Source organism: Pseudomonas frederiksbergensis (genome assembly GCF_000802155.2).
GTDB classification, from domain to species: Bacteria; Pseudomonadota; Gammaproteobacteria; order Pseudomonadales; family Pseudomonadaceae; genus Aquipseudomonas; species Aquipseudomonas frederiksbergensis_A.
Genome location: NZ_JQGJ02000014.1, coordinates 35,776 through 51,298 on the forward strand (window position 1 = coordinate 35,776; position 15,523 = coordinate 51,298).

Genomic DNA, 15,523 nt, shown 5'->3' on the forward strand with positions numbered 1-15,523 from the left:
GTGGGTACTATACCTACTGGGCGAGAATGATCAACACTATAACCACCGTGGGCACGACGGTTGGGGCGAGTGGATCTCTCGCTTGCAGTCTAGAAGCGCCGTTATGGAAGGGGCGGGAGAGGGCGGTTGGCTTTATTGCGAGATGTGAGGTGGGACGCCCGTACAGTTGCGTGGCGAGGCAGCTTGCTCCCGTTCGGCTGCCCGGCGACGTCTGAAATTGGAGCGGTTTCAGGAAACCAGGGGAGAAAAAAAACGGTCACTACGGACCGGCTATTGAAGGGGGCTGCGGACTCTATGAATCGCTTCAGCGGCTATCGCAGCCTACGATTGCTGCACAAACGTCAGCCGCACCGCAAAACCGATCAGCAGGCTCCCAAACAACCACTGTTGCGCGCGCTGGGCCGAAGGCGAGCGTTGGAGCCATCGCCCAAGTGCCATACCCACCAATGCATAGGCGCTGTCGAACAGCAGGCCGACGCCGACCAGCACCACGCCGAGTATCGCAAACTGTCCCAACACCGGCCCGTCCTGCGGATCGATGAACTGCGGCAGCAACACTGAGCAAAACAGCAAGGCCTTGGGATTGAGCAGATTGGTCAGCAGACCGCGCTGGATCGCCTGATGCCATTGCCGCTTCCCTATCGCAGCGGCGTCTCCTTCGAAGCTGGGCAACAAGGTCGTCCGCAAGCATTGAAACCCGATCCAGGCCAGATAAGCCGCCCCGGCCAGGCGCACCACGTCGAAGGTCCAGGGCGCCGTCTTGAACAACACCGAAAGTCCCATCGCTGCCAGCGCGACGTGACACGCCCGGGCAACGCCCAAGCCCACCGCTGTCGCCAGTGCCGCGCCTTTGCCCTGACGGGCGCCGGTTTGCAGCACCAGGATCATGTCCGGCCCAGGCAACAGGTACGCCACCGTCAACGCCATGAAAAACAACCAGAGCTCTGTCATTGCATGCCTGCGCATTCAGTGGATTGGAAGTGCCAGTTTATGGCCGGAGGGCAGGGCAGGTGCTTGCGTAGTCAGCTTCTAAAGCTTCAGGAATTGGCATAACCTGCCAAGTAATCGAGTCAATAAAACGGATAATGCCAAATCATGAAACTTGACGCCTTCGACCGCAAAATCCTGACGGCACTGCAACGGGACGGGCGGCTGAGCAACGTGCAACTGGCCGAAGAAATAGGCTTGTCACCGTCACCGTGCCTGCGCCGTGTGCGGATGCTCGAAGAGGCGGGGGTGATCCGAGGTTACCAGGCCGTCCTTGACCGCGACGAAGTGGGCCTCGGAATGACGATCTTTGTCGGCATCAAGGTCGAACGGCACACCGACGAGCGAGCCGAGGCGTTTCGTCAGGCCGTGACCGCGCTGCCCGAAGTGATCTCGGCGTTCCTGGTGTCGGGTGAGTCGGATTTTCTGCTGCAAGTCGTGGTGCCGGACTTGCGCGCCTATGACCGTTTTGTCACCAGCAAGCTGCTGAAGCTGCCGGGCGTAAGTGATATTCGCAGCAATTTTGCGATCAACACGGTGAAGGCGCCGGGGCCCTTGCCGTTGGGGCATCTGGCGGGGGAGTGAGGCGGTTTTCTATCGTACGCAACGTGCTGTTTTTACCTACAAGCCAAACGGGAATCACCCGCTATCCATAACCGCGCCTATAGGAAATAGTGCTCCGCAGACGCGCTAGATGGCTGGCAATGAGCGATTGAAGTGGGCTGGTTCTCCCGGCATCGCAGAACAAGAAGCTCAGGGCAGTGGCTTAACCCTTAAAAGGAGGATGGATGTTCCAGAACGACCGCGATAATTTGGAACTCGAAGTTCAAGACCCAGCATGAGCCGCAGCCTCGGAGGAGAAAGAGACGTGTCCATACCTCGTGATTATCAAGCGAGCTTCGAGCAACGGCATCAAGAGGTGGAAGCGTTAGCCGAAGAGATGAGACGCCCGGCTCCGACTACAATCCGGGTTACGTTGCTGCCGTTCAGCATCGGTGCTGCCTTCGCCCTGATCGTGTTTACCGTGGTCGCTTTTGTCGCAAAGCAGGTCTGATTCTCTTTGTCACTGCGATAAAAACCTGGCCATCATCGATTTCCAGGTACTTGGTGTAACCGTCAGCGACAGAAACTCCACAAATCCCAGACCAAAAAAAACCGGCCACCAAGAGCCGGTTTTTTCAATCCTCCGTCGAAACCACTACGACGCAGGATCAGAATTCGATTGGAGCGGGTGAAGGGAATCGAACCCTCGTTATCAGCTTGGGAAGCTGGAGTAATGCCATTATACGACACCCGCTCAGAGCGGCTGACTTTGTACCAGATGTCGCTTGGAATTTGAAGTTTTTCTTTCCGGTCGGTCAGGTCATCCGTCTGCGCGAGCCTCAAACCAGAGCGGTCTTCGCGGGCAAGCCTGTTTGTCGGAGGCTTGTCCGCGATGACTTCTTTTCAGATCGCCACTGCATGGTAATCCTGCACGTAGCTGTAACGCGGTCGGCTAGCGTGGTGACTTGGCTTGAGGAAACCCAGCAACGCGTCACGGCTGTCGCGGCAGGCGGCCTTGTGTTCCATGTCCAGGAAGTGCCCGGTGGCTTGCAGCGTGGTGAAGGTGCTGTGCTGGACGTGATTGGCGAAGAGCCTGGCGTCAGTGGCTGAGGTGTACTCGTCCCATTCGCCGTTCAGGAACAGCACCGGAACGTCGACCTTCTTGGCGGCATTGATGTAGCACTGCTGGTCGCTGTGGAGCACGTCGTTGATGTGAAAGTGCATCTGCCCGTATTCATGCTCGGCCAGGCTGCTGACGTGGCGATAGTTGAAGCGCTTGAACAGCGGCGGCAGGTGCTTGCCGATGGTGTTGTTGACCAGGTGCCCGACAAGGTCGCCGTCCAGGCTGCTCAGGTAATCCACACCGCGCTCCAGATAGTCGCGCATCGGTGCGTTGAGTACCGGTGAGAACGAGCTGATCACGGCTTTTTCGATGCGCCGCGGGCGTTGGGCCAATGCCGTCAACGTGGCGGCACCGCCCCATGAAAAGGACAACACGTGTTCGGCGGCGAAGTGGTCGATCAGCTCCAGGAGAATCTGCCCTTCGATTTCCTTCGTCAGCATTTTCTCGTGGCGGTTATGGGCCTTGGACTTGCCCGCGTAGGGCTGGTCGTACAGCACGACGTTGAATTGCGGGTAGAGGTTCTTGGCGGTCTGGGCAAACGACGCGGTAGTGGCCATCGAGCCGTTGACCAAAATGATGGTCTTTTGCGCGGCGTCTGCGCGATAGAACTCCGTGTAAACCCGATACTGACCCTGTATATCCAGCACAGCGATTTCTGGCCTCATGTCATAAGACTCCTGGCAAGCGGGTATGCGCGCAATGAGATTGCACGGGCAATGTGACAGGTAGGCATACGCCTGGAAGATAAGGCCCATGTCGATCCATGACAGTGGTCGACGGGTATTGTTATGGCGGGCAGTTTGCCGGGGGGATGACGCGGAACCTGGGGGTTCCAGCCGGCAAAAAGTTTCTTAGAGGTATGAGGTGACTCATCGGTCACATTTCGGCCGACGGTTTGATTCAAGCAGGGGGGCGAGCGTTGCGCAAGTGCTCTTTGAAAATTGTCGGACACTTCTGCCCAGCGGTCATTTCCTTCAAATCAGGCAGATTTCTTCAGCGCTCAAGGCGCGATACCCACCGGGCTCCAGATGGGAGTCTAGCACCAGCGGCCCCATGCGTTCGCGATGCAGGCGCAGCACCTTGTTGTTGAAGTGACCGAACATGCGCTTGACCTGGTGATACCGACCTTCAACGATACTCAATCGCGCGGACTTCGGGCCCAGCAGCGTCAGTTCCGCCGGCTGCGTGGTCAGGTCCTCGAAAGCGAAATACAGGCCCCGGGCAAAGGTGAGCGCGTACTCGGCAGTAATGGTCTGCTCGGTCTCGACGTAGTAGACCTTCGGCAGCTTGGTCTGCGGCTGGGTCAGGCGTCGCGACCAACTGCCGTCGTTGGTGATCACCATCAGCCCGGTGGTATTGAAGTCCAGGCGGCCGGCGATGTGCAGGTCGTCCTTGTCCGGTTCGTCCAGCAGGTCGAGCACGGTTCGGTGCTGCGGATCGCGTGTGGCGCTGACGCAACCGGGCGGCTTGTGCAACATGAAATACCGCGCCGGTCGGCCTGCTTGCAAGATTTCCCCGTCCACTTCGACGCGGCTGAATTCCCGCACCTGCGCTTGTGGGTCAGTGACGGTCTGGCCATCGATCTGCACCCGACGCGCCACCAGCAGCAGGCGGACCTGCTGGCGATTGAAGCGCGGCAGGTTACTGAGGAAACGGTCGACACGCATGGGCAGTTCAGGCCAGGAGGCGGGGGGGGGGAATCTTACGCGATCGGTTGCGCATTGGCGCGCAATTGGTCATCGACCTGTGCACATCGGGGGCACAGGCAGGATTTATCGCGCAATTCGGTCGGCAATGCCAAAAGCACAGCCGGGTCGATGCTGACGCCGTAGCACCAGCAGGCGCGGTCGGCGGTCTCCGGATCGGCGAGGGTGCAGTCGTTGGCGCCGCCGCAGGCCGGGCAATGATCGGGTTTATTCATAACTGGAGTGAGGCATTTCCACGCAGGTTCGGTTGCTGCCGGTCTGTCGGGCACGTCGCAGCGCATGATCGGCCCGGGACAACAGGCTATGCAAGGTGTCTTCGTCCTGCAAGGTGGTCAGGCCGATGCTGACGGTGACCTGCAATTGCTTTCCGCTGCAAAAATAGCGCTGCAACGCGATGTGCTCGCGAATTTTCTCAGCGATCTTCTGGCCGTTCTGCCCGTCGGTGTCCTTGAGTAGCAGGGCGAAGGCGTCAGTGCCCCAGCGACACACGATGTCCGAATGCCGCAAGGTGTCGGTCAGGTCGCGAGCGAAACCACTCAATAACTGGTCGCTGGCGACGTGGCCGTGGCTGGCATCCAGTTGTTTGAAATTGTCCACTTCCAGCAGCAACGCGCTCAAAGGCTTGGGCTCGCGCTGGGCTTCATGCAGCGCTTGCACCGCCAGGAGGTCGAAGCCCCGGCGGTTGGGCAGTTCGGTCAAGCCATCCAGGATGGCTTGGGCGTCGATGCGGCGCTGGAAATTGGCGATCAGCCGATAAAGCACGACGAGCACCGCCACCGTGACGAGCAGGCCGATCAGCAAGTTGAAGTACAACGCCTTCACAATGTTGTCCTTGAGCGACGTGTTGGCGGCGTAATAAGCCAACAGCGAAGTCAGCAGGAAGGCGGCACCCAGCAAAATGGCGAGCATCAGCACCGGTGAGCGCTGGGCATGCAACGGCGAACGAAGCGACATGGCGATTCCCCAGGAGTGACCCGATGGAATCAAGTCTAGTGGCCTTGCGGGAAAAGATATTCGGATTTGCAGGTTTGCATGATTGTAGGCGAGGGGGATTGTCCCCTCGCCGCAGATTGCTGTTCACTGACGGGTCGTCAGGTAGGCCCGCCACCCGCCTAAATGGCTGATGTCTTCTGCGCCGTCCAGGCCATACGGCTCGCAGATGAAGCCGCTTTCCCAGCGCCCGTCGGCCAGTTGCACCTTGCCCAACCCAAGCGGTGCGGGAATACCGGTCAGGAACGAGCCCAATTCGCTGCTTGGCAGTTCCCAGACTTCAACTTCGATCGCCACGCCCCCCTCGCCAACGCGCAGCATGCCGGGGCGCAGTGGTGGGCCGCCGGCCAAGGCATAGAGGCGGTAATCCGGCGAGCTATGGGTCGCCTCGATCAGCCGGGCGCCGCGTTGCTTGAGTTGCCAGTTCAATGCCAACCCCTCCAGGTGCGCGCCGCACACCACCAGCCGTGCCCGATCATGGCGGGCCGGATGGGCGGGTGTCGGTAAGTCAGGCAGTTGTTGGCGCTGCAAGGCGTCCGCCACACCCAGCAGGTACTGATCGGTGAAGGCTCGGCCGAACAGCGTCACGCCCCAAGGCAAACCGTTGGCCATGAAGGCGCTGGGCACGGCGACGGCGGCGTAGTCCAGCAGGTTCATGAAGTTGGTGTAGTAACCCAGTTCCGCATTGCGCAGCAGTGGTTCGGCCGCGATTTCGGCGAGGGTCACCGGGCGTCCAATGGTCGGGGTGAGCACGCAATCGAGTGTTTCCATCATTCGGTCGCACTGGGCCTTGAGCGCTTGCAAACGGTACTGGGCGCGAAAGGTATCCACGCCGGTCACGGTAGACGCTTTCGCCAATACGGCGCGGATCACCGGCAGTACCGCATTGGCGTCGCGCTCGATCAACTCCCCGGCGACGCTGTAGCGCTCGGCAACCCAAGGCCCCTCGTAGAGCAAGCGCGCGGCTTCGAGGAAGGGCGACAAATCCAGCTCGACGGCTTCGCCGCCCAGGCGTTCGAGGCGCTCGATGGTGTCGCGGAACAACCGTGGGCCTTCGTCGCAACCGAAAAATTCCAGGTCTTGCCGACGAGGCACGCCGAAGCGAAAGCGTCGGGGCGCGCCGAACGCCGAGCTGTCGTTCCATTGCGGATTGCGGCGGCTGTATTCGTCGCGCGGGTCGAGGCGCGCGGTCAATGCCAACAGTTGGCTGGCTTCGCGCGCCGTCGCAGTGAATGTGGTCACGCAATCCAGCGTCCGGCAAGCCGGCACCACGCCTGCGGTGGAGATCAAGCCTTTGGTGGCCTTCAGGCCGACCAGGTTGTTCAGCGCCGCAGGCACCCGGCCTGAGCCTGCGGTGTCGGTGCCCAGCGCAAAACTTGCCACGCCCAGGGCCACCGCCAGCGGCGAGCCGGCACTCGAACCACCGGCCGGATAGTCCGCCAACACGCTGTTGCGACAGGCACCGTAAGGGGTACGGGTGCCGTTGAGCCCGGTGGCGAATTGGTCGAGGTTGGTCTTGCCCAAGGGAATGGCGCCCAGTGCCAACAACTGCTCGACCACCGTGGCCGAACATTGCGGCACGTAGGCAAACGCCGGGCAGGCGGCGGTGGTGGGAATGCCGGCCAGGTCGATGTTGTCCTTGATGGCGAACGGCACGCCGTACAACGGCAGGCTCTCCAGGTCGCGGCTTTCCAATGCCGTTAGATAGGGCTCCAGTTCCTCGGGGGACAGCAGATGGATGAACAGGTGATAGTCCGGGTCGAGTGCGGCGGCCTTTTCCCGCAGGGCCAGCAGCAACCGGCGCGGTGTCGTTTCGCCTTTGCGGTAGGCGTCGCGCAGGTTGTCCAGGCGCAGAGAGATTTTCATCGCGTTAATCCTTTGATTGAGTTCATTCACGTTCCAGCACCACGACACGCTGTCCGGCGCGCACCGCCGAACCGGGTTGGACGCGTACTTCGCGTACCACGCCGGCCATTGGCGCAAGCACCGGGATCTCCATTTTCATGGACTCCAGAATCACCAGTACGTCACCGGCGGCGACCTGCGCACCGACTTGCACCTGGACTTGCCAGAGATTGCCGGCGATGTGGCTCTCGACGCTCAGTTGGCCCTCGCCCAGCAATGCCTCTTCGCTCGGCACGGGGGCCGGCTCCTCGCTGTCGAAATGCGCCTGGCCGCTGGCAATCCAGCGCTCGCGCTCGGCATTGAAGGCCTGTTGTTGCTGTTGGCGGAACGCGCCGATGCTGTCCGCTTCCCGGGCAAGGAAATGTTGGTAGTCAGCAAGGTTGAGTTGGCTGTGCTCGATCTGCAGGTCGAAGCGGCCCAGCGGGAAATCCCGGCGGATACGCAACAGTTCATCGGCACTGACCGGGTAGAAGCGGATCTGATCGAAGAACCGCAGCAGCCAGGGTTTGCCATCAAACGCGGCAACCTCCCGATAACGATTCCACATCTGCAACGTGCGCCCGACAAACTGATAGCCGCCGGGGCCTTCCATGCCGTATACGCACATATAGGCGCCACCGATGCCCACCGAATTTTCCGCAGTCCAGGTCCGGGCCGGGTTGTATTTGGTGGTAACCAGTCGATGGCGCGGGTCCAGCGGGGTAGCGACCGGTGCGCCGAGGTAGACGTCGCCCAGGCCCATCACCAGATAGCTGGCGTCGAACACGGTGTGTTGCACTTCGTCGAGGTTGGGCAGGTCGTTGATGCGGCGGATGAACTCCAGGTTGCTGGGGCACCACGGAGCGTCCTTGCGCACCGTGGTCATGTATTTTTCGATGGCCAGCTGGCAGGCCGGGTCATCCCAGGACAGCGGCAGATGGACGATGCGCGACGGCACTTGCAGGTCTTGCGCGGCGCACACGGCGTCCCATTCGCCAGCGACGATCACCAGCAGATCGGCCAGCGACAGTTGCTCAGGCTGGTAATGAATTTGCAGCGAGCGGATGCCCGGCGTCAGGTCGATCACACCGTGCAGGTGCTTTTGTTCCAGTGCCTGCATCAAGGCGTGGGCGCGGAAGCGCAGCACCAGGTTGAGTTCAGGGGCGCCGATTTCCAGCAGCAGATGAGTGTCGCCAGATAATCTTGCCACCAGGCGGGTATCGTCCTGGCCGATATCCAGTACCACCGGCGACAACAACGTTTGTGTATCCCCACACTCCGTGGCGCGGGAGTCGGTTACCAGTGATCGCGCGGTCGAGATATCCACCGGCACAAACCTCACCTTGTCCCCAGCCTTGAGCTGCCCCAACTGCCAGAGGTCCGCCTCGATCACCGTCACCGGGCAGACAAAACCGCCCAGGCTCGGGCCGTCGGGGCCGAGGATGACGGGCATGTCGCCGGTGAAATCCACGGCGCCGATGGCATACGGGTTGTCGTGGATATTGGAGGGATGCAGGCCCGCTTCGCCGCCGTCGGCACGTACCCATTCGGGTTTCGGCCCGATCAGTCGCACGCCGGTTCGACTGGAGTTGAAATGCACCTCCCATGACGTTTCGAAAAACGTCTGGATGTAGCGTTCGGTGAAATATTCCGGCGCGCCATGCGGACCGTAGATCACGCGGATCTGCCGCACGGCTGGCAATGACAGGGGCGGCTCGTTCACTGTCGGGAACGCGGCGCGCTCATCCAGCGCAGCCAGGTGCAGCACATCGCCGGTGCACAGCGCGCGTCCGCCATGGCCGCCGAATTGGCCGAGGGTGAAGGTACTTTTGCTGCCGAGGTAGTCCGGCACTTGCAAGCCACCCTGCAGGCACAAATAGCTGCGTGCCCCGGCGCCGCTGATGGTGCCCAGGGCCAGCGTTGCCCCGGCGGTGATCGAGAACGGGGTATTCATCGGCACCGCTTCGCCGTCCAGGGCCAGGGCAATTTGCGCACCGGTCACCGCCACCCGGGCGTTGCAGTTGAAACGCAGCAACGGTCCGCTCATGGTGATTTCCAACGCCGCCGCACCTTCGTCATTGCCCAGCAGGCGGTTGCCCAAGCGAAGCGAGCGGCTGTCCATCGGCCCTGACGGCGGTACGCCCACGGCCCAATACCCGAGGCGGCCGGGGTAGTCCTGGACGCTGGTCTGGGTGCCGGGGCTGAGCACTTCGAACGTGTTGGCGCGGTAGGCCAGGGTCTCCAGGCAACGCGTCCAGGGCTGGCCGTTGGCGAAGGGCACGTCGAGAAGAATCTGCTGCAGGTAGGTGCGGTTGGTTTCGACGCCGTATAGCAAGCTGTCTTCCAGCGCTTGGTGCAGGCCCAGGCGCGCCTGCTCGCGGGTCGGTGCCCAGCGAATGATCTTGGCGATCATCGGGTCGAAGTAGGGCGGGATCTGGCAACCAGCCTCCACCCACGTGTCGACGCGCAGCCCTTTGCCGTCGGCCTGTGGGAATTCCACGGCGGTGAGCAGGCCCGGGCTCGGCTGGAAATCCCGGCCCGGGTCCTCTGCATACAGGCGTGCCTGGATCGCGTGGCCGCAGGCTTTCAAACCCGGGCTCAGTTCGCTCAGCGGTGGCAGATCACCGGCGGCCAGTTGCACCATCCAGCGCACCAGGTCCACGCCCCATACCTGCTCGGTGACGCCGTGTTCCACTTGCAGGCGCGTGTTCACTTCCAGGAAATAGAAGCGCCCGGCGTCACTGTCGTAGACGAACTCCACGGTGCCCGCGCTGCGGTAGTCCACGGCCTGGGCCAGTTTGATCGCTGCTGCGCAGAGCTCCTCGGCCATGCCTTCGGGCAGGTTGGGCGCCGGGGTTTCCTCGATGACTTTCTGGTTGCGTCGTTGCACCGAGCAGTCACGCACGCCCAGGGCGATCACCTGGCCCTGGCCGTCGCCGAACACTTGCACCTCAAGGTGCCGCGCCCGTTCGATGTACTTTTCGATGAACACACCGGCGTCGCTGAAATTGTTCTGCCCCAGGCGCTTGACCGCTTCGAAGGATTCGCTCAATTCGGCGGCGCTGCGACACACCCGCATGCCGATCCCTCCACCGCCCGCCGTGCTTTTCAGCATCACCGGGTAACCGACCTGCGAACCTGCCTGCAACGCAGCGTCGAGGCTGTCGAGCAGTTCGGTGCCTTGGAGCATTGGCACGCCGTGCTGCCGCGCCAAGGCGCGTGCGGTGTGCTTGAGGCCGAACACGCGCAGTTGCTCTGGCGTCGGGCCGATGAAGGCGATCCCGGCCGCCTCGCAAGCTTGCGCGAAGGCGGCGTTTTCCGAGAGGAAGCCGTAGCCGGGATGAATTGCCGTCGCACCGCTGCTTTTGGCGATCGCCAGGAGCTTGTCCACCGCCAGGTAAGTGCCCGCTGCCGCGCCTTCGCCCAGGCAATGGGCTTCGTCGGCCTGGAGGATGTGCAGGCTGGCTTCGTCGGCTTGGGCGTACACCGCGACGCCTTGGACCTTCAACTCGCGCAAGGTCCGCAGGATGCGGCAAGCGATGGCGCCACGGTTGGCGATGAGGATTTTTTCGAACATGGCATTGCCCCCTCAGGCATGCGTGCCGCCTGAACTGGGATGCGGGCCGTCCCGCAGTTTTCGATGGCCAACGGGGTCGTCCCCGGCGGCAAACCTCCAAGCACCACACAACCTCTGTGGCAGAGCCTGTGCCGGTGGCGTTCATGCATTTATTTGAGGCACTGCCCCGAGCGGCTCTGGCACAACACGAACAGCCAGCGGCGCAGGCGCGTGAGTTTCAGTCCCATATCAAAAGCTCCGCTGGCGTGGGGTTGTAGGCATTGCACGGGTTGTTCAGTTGCGGGCAGTTGGAGATCAGGACGATCACGTCCATCTCGGCCCGCAGGTCGACGTATTTCCCCGGCGCCGAGATCCCGTCCTCAAAGGTCAGGCCGCCATCGGCGGTGACCGGCACGTTCATGAAGAAGTTGATGTTCGGCCCGATGTCGCCCTTGCCCAGCCGACCGTCGTGGGCGCAGGCCCGCAGATAGTTGTCGCGGCAGCTGTGCATGTGGCGCTTCTCCAGGGCGTAGCGCACGGTGTTGCTTTCCTGGGCGCAGGCGCCGCCGAGGGTGTCGTGGCGCCCGCAGGTGTCTTCGACGATGGTCAGCATCGGTCGGCCGAGGTTGGAATACAGCACGCTGCCGGTGCCCAGGTAAACGCTGTTCTGCCGACGCAAGGTGCGCTGCACGTCGTAGCGTTCCCTGGGATTGGCCAGGCTGTAGAACAGCGTATCGACCGCCTGGTTGCCTTCCAGGTCAAGGATGCGCAAGGTCTGGCCGGCCTTGACCTCGGTCAGCCAAGGTTCGCCGGCGGGAATCGTGGCGCGGTAGGCGGCGGTCTCGAGTTGCTTGTGTGCGGTGGCGATGGAAAGTGACATGGCGGCGATCCTCAGGCGAACAGGCGGTCGGTGTTGATGAAGCCGCGCTGGTTTTCCGGGCGCGATTGGCGGCAATGTTCGGCGACGCTGGGGTTGGCGTTCATCCAACTGAGCTTGAGCGGTTGCGGGGCGTATTGCGGATTCGGGTCCATCGGGTGCTGCAGCGCGGTCAGCACCACCAAGGTATCCATCGGCGCGTACAGCTCGATGTAGTCGCCGGCCTCGGAATTGCCTTCGACAAAGTTAAAGTGGCCGGCTTCGTCGACGTCGACACGGCTGAACAAGTTGAGGGTCATGAGTAGGTCGGACAGGCCCAGCCCCCATTTGCCCAGTTCCACCAGCAGGTTGTCGGTGCCGTTGCGGAAGAAACCGTTGCGCAGTTCCTGATAGCGGCCCTGACCATACTTTTCAGCGACTTCCTCGGCGCAGAGCACACCGCCAAAACTGTCGCTCCAACCACAGGTGTCAGCGGTGATTGCAGCGAGTACCCGGCCCATGTCCGAGTACAGGCAATGGCCGGCGGTGAGCTTGGCGGTGTGTTGGCACTTGAGGCTGTCCGGCAGGTTCAGGCGTTCGGTTTTTTCGTTGGCGTTGAGCAGCGTCAGGCTCACGTTGGCGCCGCCGCGCAGATCGGTCAGGCGCAGCAGTTGGCCGCGCTTGAGCACGAATGAGCGGTGGCCGCCACCGGGCAGCAGTTCTTCGGCGAAGGGGGGAAACAACTGGATCGAATCGGTCATGGAAAATCTCCTTTCAAGCGATACGCAACGTGCCGGCCAGTTCGGCGGGCAGGGCGTGGACGGCGGCACGGGCGGTGCGGCGGTCGCTGTTCAATGGAATGTCGTAGGTGATGCGTGCGCCATAGGCGCCGGGGGCGTGTGGATCGACGCGGACCTTGTCGAACACCAGCAGGCGCGTGCCGAGGCTGAAGCCCTCGGACAGGTCGTGGGTGACCATGAACACCGTCAGTTGGGTCTCGCGCCACAGCGCCAGCAGCAAGGCATGCATGTCTTTGCGGATGCCCGGGTCGAGGGCGCCGAAGGGCTCGTCCAGCAGTAGGACTCGGGGCTTCATGATCAGGGCCTGGGCGATCGCCAGTCGCTGTTGCATGCCGCCGGAGAGCTGCGCCGGGTATTTGTCCAGCGCGTGGCCGAGGCCGACCTTGTCCAACAGTAGCGCAGCCTCTTGGCGAGCCTGGCGCTTGGCACTGCCGAACAAACGCCCCAGCAACGGCGAGCGCGGCAACTCCAGGCCCAGGGCCACGTTGTCCAGTACCGTCAGGTGCGGGAACACCGAATAACGCTGGAACACCACGCCCCGGCTGGCGTCCGGCTCGCCCGCCAAGGGTTCGCCGTCCAGCAGGATCTGTCCGCGACTGGCGCGTTCCTGGCCCAGCAGCAAGCGCAGGAAGGTCGACTTGCCGCAACCCGACGCGCCCACCAAGGTGCAGAACTCACCCTCGGCGACGCTCAGGTTCAAGCGTTCCAGCACGACTTGGTCGGCATACTGTTGCCAGACATTGTTCACAGTAATGAAGCTCATGCTTTAGCCCCCTCGTACCAAGGGAACGCTCGGCGGGTCAGGTACCTGAGGCCCCAATCCATCAGCCAGGCGAGCAGGGTGATCCACACCACGTACGGCAGGATCACGTCCATCGCCAGGTAACGGCGCACGAGGAAAATCCGATAGCCCAGCCCATCGGTGGAGGCGATGGCTTCGGCGGCGATCAGAAACAGCCAGGCCGAACCCAGCATCAGCCGTAGGGAAATCAGCAAGCGTGGCAGCAGTTGCGGCAGTACCACGCGCAGGATCAGGGTCCAGGTCGATGCGCCGAGGGTCTGGGCCTTGATCAGCAGCTCACGGGGAATTTCCCGGGCGCGTTGTTCCAGATCCCGCGCCAGGCATGGCGTGATGCCGATCACGATGAGCATCACCTTGGACAACTCTCCCAGGCCGAAGACGATGAACAGGATCGGCAGGATCGCCAGTGGCGGCACCATCGACACCACGGTGAGCAACGGCGACAGCGGCGTGCCAAACAGCGGGAGCGTACCGGCGGCGATGCCCAGGCACAGACCGGCCAGGGCGCTGATGCCCAGGCCGATCGCCAACCGGCGCAGGCTCGACGCGGTGTCCTGCCAGAGCAGGTAGTCGCCACTGCGAGCATCGGCGGTGAAGGCCAGGCGTTTGACCGCATCGGCCATTTGTACGGCGCTGGGCAGTAGCTTGTCGTTGGGGTTGTCCGTCAACCGTTCGGCCGAGCCCATGAAGTAGGCGAACAACACCAGCGCGAAGGGCAGGATCACCAGCAACAGACGGCTGGGACGATCCGGGTAGCGGTTGATCAGGCGCATGCCAGGTCCTCCGGTCTACAGCTTGGCGTCGGCGGCCAGCTGTACGTAGGTCGGGTCAAAGCGCAGCTTGAGGTTGGCCTTGTCGCCGAGGGTCACGTCGCGGTTGAACGCCATGCCAACTGCATCTGCGTCCTTGGCGCCTTCGCCCAACAAGCCGTGCTTGAACGAAAACTCGGCGACCTTGCCCATGGTGGCGGGCAGTTGTTCGCTGGTGACGAAGGCCAGCGCTTCTTGGGGCGTAGCGAACAGCTTGGTGGTGTCCAGTTGCGCCTGGAAACCCTTGAGATCAGTGCCCGACGCTTTGGCCATGTGTTCCAGCGCAGCGTTGGCGGCGGTGTTCTTGGCGTTCATCAGCGCCACCACTTCGAACCAGGCGCCGGTCAAGGCCTTGCCCAGGGCCGGGTTGTCCTTCAGGGTCTGGGTGTTGACCACCATCATGTCCATGATCTCGCCGGGGATCTGGCCGGAGTTGAACACCTCGCTCACGCCCGGCTGGGCCTTGATGTCCGAGAGCATCGGGTTCCAGGTGGTAACGGCCTTGACCTGGTCGGTGTTGAAGGCGGCCGAGATATCGGCGTCGGAGGTGTTGACGACTTTCAGGTCTTTCTCGGCGAGGCCAACCGAATCCAGGGCGCGCGCCAGCAGGTAATGAGACACCGACAACTCCACCAGATTGACGTCCATGCCCTTGAGATCGGCGACTGTCTTGCCGTCGCCCTTGAGGACGATGCCGTCGTTTCCGTTGGAGAAGTCGCTGACGATCAGCGCGGTGCTGTCCACGCCACCGGCGGCGGGAATGGTCAGGGCATCCATGTTGGTCATGGTGCAGCCGTCGAACTGACCGGCGGTGTACTGGTTGATGGATTCGACGTAGTCGTTGAGCTGCACGACATCGATCTTGATGCCGTATTTTTTCGCCCATTTATCGACGATGCCTTGGCTGCCGGCGTATTCCCAGGGCATCCAGCCGGCGTAGATGGTCCAGCAGACACTGAAGTGGTCTTTTTGCGCGGCGGCGGACGAGAAGCTCATGAGAGCCGAGAGGGCGGCAAGGAGCAGGGCGGACAGACGAAGCTTGAACATGGTGGTTCTCCAGTTGATCAAGGGCGGACAGGAGCAACGCGGCACCGCGAACGGTGGCTTGTCTCCCGGGCTTTTGTCCCGCCGTGTAACCTCAACTGGAGGTCGCCAACTCTCGGACCAGCCACTCGCCAGAGGCGAGCCGGAACCCTAGTCAGCCATTGCAAATTGTGGTGCCGCGAACCTGTGATGACTCCTGCACGGAGTTTGTAAAGCGAGAGCCGTGCCAATTCGGGCGAAGGCCCGTGCCAGAGAGGGCGGCTGTTGTAGAGGGAGGATCGACGGCGGATGTATGCCTGTTTGTGGTGCTGTGGCGCACCGGAAGAGGGCGACGAGTGACATGTTTCGAGTTGTTGCCGCGTCGCACCAGATTCCGAATTCACTGTCAGATTAATCGTCAGTCACCCAATAGATGACTGCCGC

The 15,523-nt window shown here is 62.1% G+C and carries 13 protein-coding genes, 1 tRNA gene, 1 pseudogene and 1 riboswitch; of the genes and pseudogenes, 2 read left to right on the plus strand and 13 right to left on the minus strand.

Annotation, left to right across the window (positions count from 1 at the left end):
- Window positions 1-321: 321 nt before the first annotated feature.
- Window positions 322-951 (minus strand): LysE family translocator, encoded by a 630-nt coding sequence (locus tag JZ00_RS21805; RefSeq protein WP_039593288.1) that lies wholly within the window; start codon window positions 949-951, stop codon window positions 322-324.
- Between the two features lie 144 nt (window positions 952-1,095).
- On the opposite strand from JZ00_RS21805, the gene JZ00_RS21810 reads away from it, so the two are divergent.
- The gene (locus JZ00_RS21810; protein ID WP_039593289.1) at window positions 1,096-1,572 is read left to right on the plus strand and encodes an Lrp/AsnC family transcriptional regulator; all 477 of its coding nucleotides are present in this window, start codon (window positions 1,096-1,098) and stop codon (window positions 1,570-1,572) included.
- Between the two features lie 253 nt (window positions 1,573-1,825).
- A complete protein-coding gene (locus tag JZ00_RS21815) occupies window positions 1,826-2,041 on the plus strand; it encodes a hypothetical protein (protein ID WP_152668462.1) in 216 nt (71 codons plus the stop codon).
- A 169-nt stretch (window positions 2,042-2,210) separates the two neighbouring features.
- On the opposite strand, the gene JZ00_RS21820 is transcribed toward JZ00_RS21815, so the two are convergent.
- The 12 genes and pseudogenes from JZ00_RS21820 to JZ00_RS21875 all read right to left on the minus strand — a co-directional run bounded on the left by JZ00_RS21820 (window position 2,211) and on the right by JZ00_RS21875 (window position 15,103).
- A tRNA-Gly gene (locus JZ00_RS21820) sits at window positions 2,211-2,284 on the minus strand.
- Window positions 2,285-2,433: 149 nt separating this feature from the next.
- Window positions 2,434-3,318, minus strand: coding sequence for an alpha/beta fold hydrolase (locus JZ00_RS21825; protein ID WP_039593291.1), 885 nt, complete (start codon window positions 3,316-3,318; stop codon window positions 2,434-2,436).
- Between the two features lie 309 nt (window positions 3,319-3,627).
- The gene (locus tag JZ00_RS21830) at window positions 3,628-4,320 is read right to left on the minus strand and encodes a pseudouridine synthase (RefSeq protein WP_039593292.1); all 693 of its coding nucleotides are present in this window, start codon (window positions 4,318-4,320) and stop codon (window positions 3,628-3,630) included.
- A 35-nt stretch (window positions 4,321-4,355) separates the two neighbouring features.
- Entirely contained in the window at window positions 4,356-4,574 is a 219-nt protein-coding gene (locus JZ00_RS21835; protein ID WP_039593293.1) for a cysteine-rich CWC family protein, read from the minus strand.
- Window positions 4,567-5,184: pseudogene (locus JZ00_RS21840) on the minus strand (GGDEF domain-containing protein); the annotation flags it as partial. The gene JZ00_RS21835 and the pseudogene JZ00_RS21840, both read right to left, overlap by 8 nt.
- A gap of 252 nt (window positions 5,185-5,436) precedes the next feature.
- Window positions 5,437-7,215, minus strand: coding sequence for an allophanate hydrolase (atzF, locus tag JZ00_RS21845; RefSeq protein WP_039593295.1), 1,779 nt, complete (start codon window positions 7,213-7,215; stop codon window positions 5,437-5,439).
- 22 nt (window positions 7,216-7,237) lie between these two features.
- Window positions 7,238-10,810: an urea carboxylase gene (gene uca, locus JZ00_RS21850; RefSeq protein WP_039593296.1), complete on the minus strand. Its 3,573-nt coding sequence runs from the start codon at window positions 10,808-10,810 to the stop codon at window positions 7,238-7,240.
- A gap of 217 nt (window positions 10,811-11,027) precedes the next feature.
- Window positions 11,028-11,669, minus strand: coding sequence for an urea amidolyase associated protein UAAP2 (locus tag JZ00_RS21855; protein WP_039593297.1), 642 nt, complete (start codon window positions 11,667-11,669; stop codon window positions 11,028-11,030).
- 11 nt (window positions 11,670-11,680) lie between these two features.
- The gene (locus JZ00_RS21860; protein WP_039593298.1) at window positions 11,681-12,406 is read right to left on the minus strand and encodes an urea amidolyase associated protein UAAP1; all 726 of its coding nucleotides are present in this window, start codon (window positions 12,404-12,406) and stop codon (window positions 11,681-11,683) included.
- Between the two features lie 13 nt (window positions 12,407-12,419).
- Window positions 12,420-13,208 carry an ABC transporter ATP-binding protein gene (locus JZ00_RS21865; protein ID WP_039593299.1) on the minus strand — a complete coding sequence of 263 codons (789 nt, stop codon included), beginning with the start codon at window positions 13,206-13,208 and terminating at the stop codon, window positions 12,420-12,422.
- Window positions 13,205-14,020 carry an ABC transporter permease gene (locus tag JZ00_RS21870; protein ID WP_039593300.1) on the minus strand — a complete coding sequence of 272 codons (816 nt, stop codon included), beginning with the start codon at window positions 14,018-14,020 and terminating at the stop codon, window positions 13,205-13,207. Before JZ00_RS21870 ends, JZ00_RS21865 begins: the two co-directional genes overlap by 4 nt.
- A gap of 15 nt (window positions 14,021-14,035) precedes the next feature.
- Complete coding sequence (locus tag JZ00_RS21875) at window positions 14,036-15,103, minus strand: putative urea ABC transporter substrate-binding protein (protein WP_039593301.1); 1,068 nt, start codon at window positions 15,101-15,103, stop codon at window positions 14,036-14,038.
- Between the two features lie 60 nt (window positions 15,104-15,163).
- A riboswitch (guanidine-I (ykkC/yxkD leader) is annotated at window positions 15,164-15,265 on the minus strand.
- Between the last annotated feature and the right edge of the window lie 258 nt (window positions 15,266-15,523).